Below are 10030 nucleotides of genomic sequence, written 5' to 3'. Positions count from 1 at the left end.
CGCCGGGAGACGGGGTCCGCGCCGACGCCGAACACCGCGAGCGGGGTCCGCGACGTGCGGGCGATGAGGCCGGTGACGGCCATGAGGCGCGGCAGGCCCGCGAAGGGCCGGTCCGGCTGGTCGTCGGCGAGGAGCGTGCCGCCGCCCACGACGACCGCGTCGACGCGGCGCACGAGGTCGGCCAGGGCGCGGACCCCGGAGACGCGGGCGCGCTCCTCGGTGGAGTCCCGGCGGGCGGCCTGCCCGAAGTCGGCGATCACGGTCTCGTGCCCGGCCCGGCGGAAGCGCTCGGAGAGCGCGTCGGTCAGGAAGGCGTCCCCGAGGTTCTGGGGGTGGCCGGACGCGAGCGTGCGGTCGGCGGAGACGATGAGGGTCCTCATGCGTCCTCCTTCCTGCGGTGGCGGATGAGGAGCGCCCCGATGGCGGCGCTCAGGACGAGCTCGCTGGCGAGCGTGACGCCGGCGAGGAGGGCGGGGCCGGCGGTGAGCGCGGCGACGAGGGTGAGGACCACGGCGACGACGCCCGTGACGATGGTCGCGGTGAGCCGCACCCGGATGAGGCCCGAGCCCATCGCGTAGGCCATGAGCGCGTAGTTGCCGAACTTGGGCGCGACGGAGAGGAGGATCACGAGGAACACCACCTGGTCGAACGCGTCGCCGCCGAAGACCTGCTCGACGGGCTCGCGGAGGAGCGCGATGATGCCGGCGAGCACCAGGCCGCCGAGCGCGAAGCGCCACCAGTACGCGCGGGCCGGGCGGGCGGCGGCGCGGATGCGGGGGATCAGCTGCTGCGAGAGCGTGGCCGGCACGACCTCGAGGGGCTGCACGACCCGGTAGGCGAGGGCGAGCGGCGTGACGGCGTCGACCCCGAGGATCGCCGTGCCGAGCACGAGCGGCGCCTGCGAGTACAGGGCGCTCAGCGAGCCGGACAGGCCGAACTCGAGGATCTGCGGGAACACGCGCACCGGCTCGTCGCTCGTCGTCGCGAGGCCGCGGCGCACGGTGATCCAGGTGCCGGCGGTCACGACGAGGGAGACGAGCGGGAAGGCGAGCAGCACGAGGATCTCGGGCAGGACCACCGCGACGACGAGCGGCACGGCCTTGAGCACGACGAGCGCGAGGTCGGGGAAGGCGTAGGAGGCGTCGCGGCGGCCGACCAGCAGGGGCGCGCGGATGGTGCGGGTGAGCGAGTCGAGCACCTGGCTGACGCCGAGGGCGACGAGCACGAGGACGGCCTCGCCGGGGATCGTCGTGGCCGCGGCGACCGTGAGGACGACGGCGACGGCGGCGCCCAGCGAGCCGAGGCCGGCGTGGAAGGCGACCGCGCGCGCGTGCACGCCGCGGGTGAGCCGCGTGCGCGGCAGCGACAGCAGGAAGTTCGCCGCCCCCGAGTCCGTGATGATCGCGAACGAGCTCAGCAGCGCGAAGCCCGTGACGAGCGCGTTGCCCGCGGACCCGTCCGAGAGGCGCGTGAGGACCACGAGCAGGACCAGCTGGAGCACGCGCGTGAGCCCTGCCGCACCCGTGGGGAGCAGCAGCCCGAGACGACGGATCATCGCGTCCCGATGCTCTGGTAGGCGTCGTGGACGGTGCGGGCGCTGGTGCGCCAGTCGAATCGGGAGGTGACGGCGCGGCGGATGCGCTCGGCCTCGTCCTCGGCGAGCGGCGGCGCGGCGGCGAGCCGGGCGAGGGCCTCCGTGATCGCGGAGACGTCGGCGGGGGAGAAGTAGTCGGCGTCGGCGCCGCAGATCCAGTGGAAGACGGGGATGTCGGAGACCGCGAGCCGCGCCCCCGCGACCATCGCCTCCACGAGCGGCAGGCCGAAGCCCTCGGCGAGGCTCGGGAACACGACGCCGCGCGATGCCGCGTAGAGCACGGCGAGCTCGTCGTCGGTCACGTAGCCGGCCAGCCGGATGTCGTCGGACTCGGCCATGTCGACGTCGCCGAAGACGGCGCTCTTGGCCCCGACGAGCACGAGGGGCGCGGCGGCCCGGGTCTCGGCGGGCAGCGCGAGGTACGCCTCGGACAGGCGCTGGAGGTTCTTGCGCGGGTCCATGCTGCCGACCGCGAGCAGGTAGCCGCCGTCGGTCACGCCGTACTTGGCGAGCACGCGGGCGCGCTCCTCGGCACCGCGCGGCTCCCCGAACACGGGGCTCGGCGCGTTGGGCGCCACCACCACGGGCGCGCTCGAGAGGCCGAGCTCGCGGACCTGCTCGGCGACGGGCTCGCTGACGGTGACGATCACCCGGGCGTCGCGCAGGTTCGCCTTCAGCAGCGGCACGTGCGTCACGACGTACTCGCGGCTGTACCACTCGGGGTTCGTGAGCACGAAGAGGTCGTGCACGACCACGATGTGGCGGCGGTGCACGAGCGGCGCGCGGCTCGTGAGCGACAGGAGGACGTCCTGGCGCGTGATCCAGGGGAGGGTGGTCTGCACCCAGAGCCAGCTGCGGGCCCCGGAGGACGCGATGCGCTCGGATGGCGTGGCGCGCGTGACGCCCCGCTGCCCCTCGAGGGCGCGGGCGATCTCGACCGCGTAGCGCTGCTGGCCGGTGATCCGCTGCCCCGCGTAGGCCTCGTTGACGACGAGCCGGCGCATCAGGCGGCCGCCCCGTCGAGGCGGGCGCCGTCGTGGCGGACCCAGGTGGCGACGCGGCGCTCGAAGACGGACGCGTCGAAGTCCGCGGACCGGCGGACGCTGGCGGCCGGGTCGAGCGCGGCGGCGCGTGCCACCGCATCGGCGAGGCCCGCGCCCTCCCAGTCGTGGACGTGCACGCCGGTGACGCCGTCGACGACGCTCTCGGTAGCGCCGCCGACGTCGCTGACCAGCACGCGGGCGCCCGCGGCCATGGCCTCGACGGGCATGATCCCGAAGTCCTCGACGGCGGGGAACACGTAGGCGAGCGAGCGCTGGTACAGCGTGTAGAGGAGCGCGTCCGAGGGGCGCGGGATCACGGTGACGGGCACGCGCGCGGCCGCGGCCTGCGCCTGCAGCTCGCCGGCCAGCGGACCGGATCCGGCGAGCACGACGGGGACTCCTGCCGCCTCGCCCGCGCGGATGGCGAGGTCGAGGCGCTTGTACGGCACGAAGCGGCTCGCACCGAGCAGGAACTGCTCCGGCAGCGCTGCCGCGAGCTCGGCGTCGGAACCCGTCAGGGTGTCCTGCCAGGAGGCGGTGGCGCGGATCTCGGTGGCGTCGACCGGCGGGTGGATCACCTGCGCGTCCACGTCCCACGCGGCGCGGATGCGCGCCTGCACGAACGCGCTGTTGGCGGCGAACTCGGCGTGCGACGACTGCGCGCGGCGCCGGTCGAGGGCGCGGAGCGGGGGAGCGGCGGCCTTGACGAGCGGGTTCGCGCCGCGCTGGTCGAGGTCCGGCGTCCAGAGGTAGCGCGCGGGGCTGTGCACGTACACGTGCTGCCGGGTGGAGCGGTCGCCGTGCCCGAGGTGGTGCGCGAACAGGTGGGAGCTCGACAGCGTCCACTCGTAGGCGCCGAGGTCGAGCGAGCTCCAGGTGAGGGGCATGAACGGCAGCGCCAGGGGCTTCCGGCGGCGCAGCGGCGTGCGCGCGATCCAGCTCTCCCGAACGGGCCGGTCGCCGTAGCGGCCCGGGTCGTCGTTCCAGAGGGTGAAGAGGTCGGCGTCGGGGAAGGCGTGCGCGAAGGCGTCGAACACCTTCTCGGATCCGCCGGACCTCTCGATCCACTCCTGGACCAGCAGCCCCGCCATCAGACGGCCCCGTCCGCGCCGAAGACCGCCTTGAACGTGCGGGCCAGGATGATGATGTCGCCCGTGAGCGACCAGTTCTCGACGTAGTACAGGTCGAGGCGGATGGCGTCCTCCCACGACAGCGACGACCGGCCGGAGACCTGCCAGAGGCCGGACATGCCGGGCTTGATGAGGAGGCGTCGACGCGCCGCGCTGTCGTAGAGCGCGACCTCGCCCTCGCGCTGCGGGCGCGGGCCGATCAGGCTCATGGAGCCGAGGAGCACGTTGAGGAACTGGGGCAGCTCGTCGAGCGAGTAGCGGCGGAGGACGCCGCCGACCTTCGTGATGCGCGGGTCGTCGGTGACCTTGAACAGGGGGGTGTCGGCCGTGCCCTGCTGCTCCAGCAGCGCGAACAGCTCCGCGTCGGCGTTCATGCGCATCGAGCGGAACTTGAGCATGTGGAACGGCTCGCCGTTCAGGCCGATGCGCTCCTGCTTGTAGAAGACGTCGCCCTTGCTGGTGGCCTTGATGAGGATCGCGAGGATCAGGAAGACGGGGCTCAGCACGACGAGCGTGATGCCCGACACGACGATGTCGAACAGGCGCTTGGAGAGCAGCTTCCGGCCCTCGAAGCGCGGCGTCTCGACGTGGATGAGGGGGAGGCCGGCGACGGGGCGCGTGTGGATGCGGGGGCCGCCGATGTCGGTGAGGCCGGGCGCCATGACGAGATGGTGGCGGCCGGGCTCGAGCGACCAGCTGAGCTCGCGGATCCGCTCGGGGGGCAGCTCGTCGCTGGAGGTGATCACGAGGGTGTCGGCGCCGAGGCGCTCGAGCTCCAGGAGCGCGTCGTCGGCGTCGCCGACCACGGGCACGTCGAGCCCAGGGAGGCGCGACGGACGGGCGTCGCCCGTGAGGCACGCGCCGACCACGCGGTAGCCCGCCTTGGGCGCGCGGGCGAGGGTGGTGGCCGTGTGGGTGGTGCTCTCGAGGGAGCCGACCAGCAGGATCAGCGAGGAGAACTCGCCGCGGCGGCGCTGCGCCGACAGCCACACGCGCCAGAGCGCGCGGGACAGCAGCAGCAGCACGAGGCCCAGCGGGAGGCCGGTGACGATGTAGCCGCGGGCCAGGTCGATCTTCACGAGGAACGCGACGATGGCGATGATGCCGAACAGCCGCAGCGTGGCGTCGGCCACCTGCTTGTACTCCTGCGTGCCCGTGCCGACGATCCGGTAGTCGCGGGTGCTGTAGACGCTGAGGACGAAGAGCCAGGCCAGGACCAGCACGACCGACACCATCGTGTAGGTGACCGCGACGTCGGGCGCGTTGCCGCCGAGGTCGACGGTGCCGGCGGTGGTGCCGAACCACAGGAACTGCACGCCGAAGGTCGTGAGGATGATGACGATCGCGTCGCTCAGCGCCAGGCGCCGGGCGTAGACGACCCGCCAGCGCGACCCCTCCTGGGCCTCGTCCGTGCGTCGTGTCTGTTGCGTGTCCACTGGTCCCCCGGGGCAGGCGGCTCCGATCGGGAGCCGGTGGTGTCTGATGGAGCGTCGTGCGCTCGCGTGTGCGGTGGCGGGCGGGCGGTCAGCCCCGTAGGCGGGGCGCGTCCGTGCGGGTCACGGCCCGCACCGACTCGAGGATCGACTCGATGGCGCCGCCGGCCTGCTCGCCGGAGGCGTCGTAGGTGGCCTGGGAGCGGCGGTACGGGTCGACCACGTCGTAGTCGTCCTCGTGCGCGGGCGGCAGGGTCACGCCCCGCTGCGCCGCGACGAGCGGGATGAGCGCCCGGAGCTGCGCCGGCACGTCGCCGTCGCAGGCGATGTGCTTCTCGTCCCCGGTCACCTCGACGAGGTGCTCGAAGAGCGCGGCGAACTCGCGGATGGTGAAGGTGAAGCGGTTGGCGCGGGGCACCGCGCGCACGACGGCGCTGCGGTGCTCGCGGGCCATGGTGAGCACCAGGTCGACGCCCTGGATGATGCCGGGCGTCAGGAAGCGCGCCTGGTGCTCGCTCGGGTCCCCGCCGTAGCGGACGGAGAGCTCCGCGGCCTGCTCGGGCATGCGCTGGCCCTCGGCCGCGATCGTGCCGGCGCTGGTGAAGCGCACGACCGAGTCGGCCTCGCCGGCGTCGCCGCCGAAGATGGCCCGGACGCGCGCCCGCAGCACCTGCTCGGCGAGCGCGGATCGGCAGATGTTGCCCGAGCAGACGAACAGGACGCGGAACGAGCCGTCGTCGACGCTCTCGGAGGATGCGTCGCCGAGGGCCGCGCGTGCGGCCCTGCGGCTCGTGGGGGGGAGTTCCGACATGGAGGGGAGCTACGCCTTGATCTTCTCGATGGGCGCCTTGGTCTTCTGGCCGTCCTCGTCCTCCGTGTACCCGTACCCGTAGCCGTAGTGGCCGTAGCCGTACGCGTCCGGGCCCTTGGTGGGGAGCATGGTGATGACGAGGCCGAGCACGTCCGCGCCCACGTTGGTGAGGTTGGCGATGGCGCTCTTCAGCTGGGTGCGGTGCGTGCGGCCCGCGGCGACGACGATGATCGCGCCGCCGGCGTTCTTGGACAGGATCGCCGCGTCGGTGACGGGGAGCAGCGGCGGGGCGTCGATGAGCACCACGTCGTAGCGCGCCTCGAGGTCCTGCAGCAGGCGGGCCATGCCCTGCGAGCCGAGCAGCTCGGACGGGTTCGGGGGGATCTGGCCGGCGGGGAGGATCGAGAGCATGCCCGAGCCCCAGGGCTGGATGACGTCCTCGATCTCGGCGCGGCCGATGAGGATGTCGGTGAGGCCCACGGCGCCCTCGAGGCCCATGTAGGACGCGAGGCGCGGACGGCGGAGGTCGGCGTCGATGAGGACGACCTTGATGCCGGAGTCGGCCAGGGCCAGCGCGAGGTTCGAGCTGGTGGTCGACTTGCCCTCGCCCTGGATGGAGGAGGTGATGACGAAGCTGCGCGAGCGGCCGCCGAACTCCAGGAACTGGAGGTTCGTGCGGAGGCTGCGGAAGGACTCCGCACGGGGGCTGCGCGGGTCGTCCTGGACGATGAGCGGGCGCTCGGTCGCCTTCGGGTCGTACGCGATGCCGCCGAGGATGGGCTTCGTGGTGACGAGCTCGACGTCGCGCTCTCCGCGGATGCGATTGTCGAGCGTCTCGCGGAGCAGGCTCACGCCCATGCCGACGAGGAGGCCGATGATGGCGCCGACGATGATGTTGACGGGCAGGTTCGGCGACGACGGCGACTCGGGGATCTCCGCCTGCTCGAGCTGCGTGATCTGCACCTGCGGCGTGCCCTCGATGGTCTCGGGGACGAGGTTGCCGACGACGGTGGTGAGGCTCGCGCCGATCGCGTCGGCGAGCGTGGCCGCGTCCTGGCGGTTCTGGTCCTTGACGGTGATGTCGATGATCGTGGTGTCGAGCGGCGCGGAGGCGCGGACCGACTCGGCCAGCTCGCGCGACGTGACGTCGAGCCCGAACTCGTCGATGACGGGCTGGAGCACGGCGCGGGTCGTGACGACGTCCGCGTAGCTCTTCACCGCCTGGGTGATGAAGTTGTTGCCCTGCTGGAGGTCCTGCACGCTGCCCGAGCTGCTCTGGGCGACGTACATCTTGGTGGACGCCTCGTACTCAGGGGTCTGGATGAGGGAGAAGGCCGCCGCGGCGCCGACCCCGACCAGGAGCGTCAGGATGATGAGCACCGCGCCCCTACGCAGCATCCGAATGAAGTCACGGAGCGCCATAACTAAGAACCCTTCCCCAAAAGCACACAGGCGCGGAGTGTCCGCATACGTGGGATATCCACAGCCTCGGCTGTCTATCATCACACAGCCCACGGGTGCCCACGGCAGCCCGGGACGCCCCCGTCCGGGGCATGGTAGGCCCTCTGGCGCCCTGTTAGGGTCGCTCCTACAGCAGTGCTGCACGGCGGTACACGAGTGAGTAGGGACGAGAGCCATGAGCTCGCAGACATTTCGCCGGGGTACTCCCGTGCTTCCCGACCCGTCGGAGCTCCGCTCCGCGCCGGACGACAAGAACCCCCCGCCCGCGGGGGATTCGACCGTCACGGTGAACCGCGGGTTCCGCCCGGACGTCGAGGGCCTCCGCGCCCTCGCGGTGATCGCGGTCATCGTCGACCACCTCTTCGACTGGCCCTCCGGGGGCTTCGTCGGCGTCGACGTCTTCTTCGTCATCAGCGGGTTCCTCATCACGGGCCTGCTGCTGAAGGAGTACGAGCGCACCAAGACGATCTCGTTCGTCGACTTCTACAAGCGCCGCGTCCGCCGCATCATGCCGGCCGCGCTGCTCGTGCTCGTGGTGACGACGGCCGTCTCGTTCCTCGTCTTCAACGTGGTGCGCGCGCAGGCCAGCCTCTGGGACGCGATCTGGTCGGCCCTGTTCGTCGCCAACTGGCACTTCGCCAGCGCCGGCACCGACTACTTCGCGGCCGACGGGCCCATCTCGCCCTTCCGCCACTACTGGTCGCTGTCGGTCGAGGAGCAGTTCTACGTCGTCTGGCCCGTGCTGATCTTCCTGGTCATCGCGTTCGCCCGCCGCCGCACGCCCAAGAACCGCGTCAAGCGCGCCCGCGTCTTCACCCAGACGATCGGCATCACGGTCGGCGTCCTGATCGTCGCGTCGCTCGCCTGGGGCTTCTACGAGACCTCGGCCCGCCCGACCGTCGCGTACTTCTCCACCTTCTCCCGCGCGTGGGAGCTCGGCATCGGCGCGCTCCTCGCGATCTTCGCCGCGCGGATCTCCACGCTGCCGGCCGCCCTCCGCCCGGTCCTCGGCTACGTGGGCCTCGCGGGCATCGTCGCGTCGTTCTTCCTCATCGCCGGCGACACCGCCTTCCCGGTCCCCTCCGGCCTGCTCCCGGTCGTCGCGACCGCGCTCGTCATCGCCTCCGGCATCGGCGGCGTGTCCAAGGCCATGGTGCCCATCACGAACCCGGTCACCACCTACATCGGGCGCCTGTCGTTCTCCCTCTATCTCTGGCACTTCCCGGCGATCATCCTGCTGGCGTCGCTTCTCGGCGCCGGCACGCTCGAGTTCTACGGCGCCGCCATCGGCGCGACGCTCGTGCTCGCCATCGCGTCCTTCCACCTGGTCGAGGACCCCATTCGCCGCTCCAGCTGGCTCGACCCCAAGAAGGCCGGACGCCGGTCCTCGGCCGCGCAGCTGAAGCTGACCGTCGCGGCGCTGTCCGTGGTCGCGGTCGCGGTCGTCGGCGTCGTCGCCGTGGCCGTCGTGCGCGAGGAGCCGAGCGGCGGCAGCGTCATCGGCGGCGGCACGCCCAGCACGGGCGGCACGGCCGCGCCCGTCGAGGCCACCGGCACCGCCCTCGCGACCCGCGCCGAGCAGATCACGGCCGCCCTCGGGGCGGACGAGTGGCCGGCGCTGGACCCCGCCGTGGAGTCGTTCGGCGACTTCGGCCGCGACGTCATCGCGCCCGAGTGGGCGAAGGACGGCTGCCTCGGCGCCGACCTCGCCAAGGAGAAGGACGCGATCGCGAACGCCGACCACTGCGTCTACGGCAACGCCGAGGCGGGCCCCGAGAAGACCGCGGTCATCTTCGGCGACTCCCTCGCGATCAGCTACGCGCCCATGCTCCGCTCGAGCCTCGGCGACGACTGGAAGGTGCGGGTGCTCACCATGGCCCGCTGCCCCGCGTCGACCGTCACGAGCACGGACACCGACGGCTCCGAGTACACGGAGTGCACGGACTTCCGGAACTGGGCCATCGGCCAGATGCAGGAGACCAAGCCCGCGCTCATCCTCATGAGCGAGGCCGTCGACAACTCGTACCTGTCGAGCGACGCCACGGGTGGCGCCGCCGACCGCGAGTGGCAGGCCGGCGCGCTCACCACGATGGGGGCCCTGAAGACGGCCTCCTCCAACGTGATCGTCCTGTCCCGTCCGCCGGCAGCCACGGCCCTCGTGGAGTGCAAGACGCCGACGAGCTCGCCCAACGACTGCCAGTCGACGGTCTCGCCGTCCTTCATCAGCCACGCCCGCACCATGCAGGCCGCGGCGGAGGAGGTCGGTGCGCCGGTCCAGTTCATCAACACGCAGGGCTGGTTCTGCAGCCAGGGCACGTGCCCGGCGTTCGTCAACGGGATCCCCGTGCGTGGCGACACGTCGCACCTGACGGCCCGCCAGTCGCAGGACCTGGCGCCGATCATGTCGGACATCCTCGCGCCGCTCGGCCTCGGGGCGGCCCCGGCCGCCGGCTGATCCGCCGCCGCATCACCGCACGCCACGACGGGCGCTCCTCCTCAGGGAGGGGCGCCCGTCGTCGTGCGGGCGCTTCGTGCGGCCGCTGCCCGCGGCCTCCGTG

General features: G+C 72.4%; 8 protein-coding genes. 1 reads left to right on the top strand and 7 read right to left on the bottom strand.

All coding sequences use genetic code 11. From position 1 onward, the window contains the following. From Q6969_RS08835 to Q6969_RS08805, 7 genes are all read right to left on the bottom strand, one after another. A partial coding sequence (locus Q6969_RS08835) for a polysaccharide pyruvyl transferase family protein (RefSeq protein WP_317230100.1) occupies positions 1-380 on the bottom strand: 380 nt, incomplete at its 3' end. After that, a complete protein-coding gene (locus Q6969_RS08830; RefSeq protein ID WP_317230099.1) occupies positions 377-1555 on the bottom strand; it encodes a polysaccharide transporter in 1179 nt (392 codons plus the stop codon). The genes Q6969_RS08835 and Q6969_RS08830, both read right to left, overlap by 4 nt. Next, on the bottom strand, positions 1552-2598 hold the full coding sequence (locus tag Q6969_RS08825; RefSeq protein WP_317230098.1) for a glycosyltransferase family 1 protein: 1047 nt from the start codon (positions 2596-2598) through the stop codon (positions 1552-1554). The genes Q6969_RS08830 and Q6969_RS08825 overlap by 4 nt, the downstream gene beginning before the upstream one ends. Then, complete coding sequence (locus Q6969_RS08820; RefSeq protein WP_317230097.1) at positions 2598-3728, bottom strand: glycosyltransferase; 1131 nt, start codon at positions 3726-3728, stop codon at positions 2598-2600. The genes Q6969_RS08825 and Q6969_RS08820 overlap by 1 nt, the downstream gene beginning before the upstream one ends. Continuing rightward, on the bottom strand, positions 3728-5203 hold the full coding sequence (locus tag Q6969_RS08815) for a sugar transferase (RefSeq protein WP_317230096.1): 1476 nt from the start codon (positions 5201-5203) through the stop codon (positions 3728-3730). The genes Q6969_RS08820 and Q6969_RS08815 overlap by 1 nt, the downstream gene beginning before the upstream one ends. An 88-nt stretch (positions 5204-5291) precedes the next feature. After that, positions 5292-6011, bottom strand: a complete 720-nt coding sequence (locus Q6969_RS08810) for a low molecular weight phosphatase family protein (protein WP_317230095.1) — start codon at positions 6009-6011, stop codon at positions 5292-5294. A gap of 9 nt (positions 6012-6020) precedes the next feature. Next, positions 6021-7433 carry a polysaccharide biosynthesis tyrosine autokinase gene (locus tag Q6969_RS08805; RefSeq protein WP_317230094.1) on the bottom strand — a complete coding sequence of 471 codons (1413 nt, stop codon included), beginning with the start codon at positions 7431-7433 and terminating at the stop codon, positions 6021-6023. A gap of 247 nt (positions 7434-7680) precedes the next feature. Between Q6969_RS08805 and Q6969_RS08800 the strand changes: the two genes are divergently transcribed. Next, positions 7681-9927 carry an acyltransferase family protein gene (locus tag Q6969_RS08800; RefSeq protein WP_317230093.1) on the top strand — a complete coding sequence of 749 codons (2247 nt, stop codon included), beginning with the start codon at positions 7681-7683 and terminating at the stop codon, positions 9925-9927. The last annotated feature ends 103 nt before the right edge of the window (positions 9928-10030 follow it).

Source organism: Clavibacter sp. MX14-G9D, from assembly GCF_032917815.1.
GTDB classification, from domain to species: domain Bacteria; phylum Actinomycetota; class Actinomycetes; order Actinomycetales; family Microbacteriaceae; genus Clavibacter; species Clavibacter michiganensis_K.
This window is presented reverse-complemented; position numbering and strand designations above follow the sequence as displayed.

Bases quoted from the DNA above. Each gene is read 5' to 3' on its own strand.
- Q6969_RS08820 (WP_317230097.1), bottom strand. From the start codon at position 3,728: ATGGCGGGGCTGCTGGTCCAGGAGTGGATCGAGAGGTCCGGCGGATCC.
- Q6969_RS08810 (WP_317230095.1), bottom strand. From the start codon at position 6,011: ATGTCGGAACTCCCCCCCACGAGCCGCAGGGCCGCACGCGCGGCCCTC.
- Q6969_RS08825 (WP_317230098.1), bottom strand. From the start codon at position 2,598: ATGCGCCGGCTCGTCGTCAACGAGGCCTACGCGGGGCAGCGGATCACC.
- Q6969_RS08805 (WP_317230094.1), bottom strand. From the start codon at position 7,433: ATGGCGCTCCGTGACTTCATTCGGATGCTGCGTAGGGGCGCGGTGCTC.
- Q6969_RS08830 (WP_317230099.1), bottom strand. From the start codon at position 1,555: ATGATCCGTCGTCTCGGGCTGCTGCTCCCCACGGGTGCGGCAGGGCTC.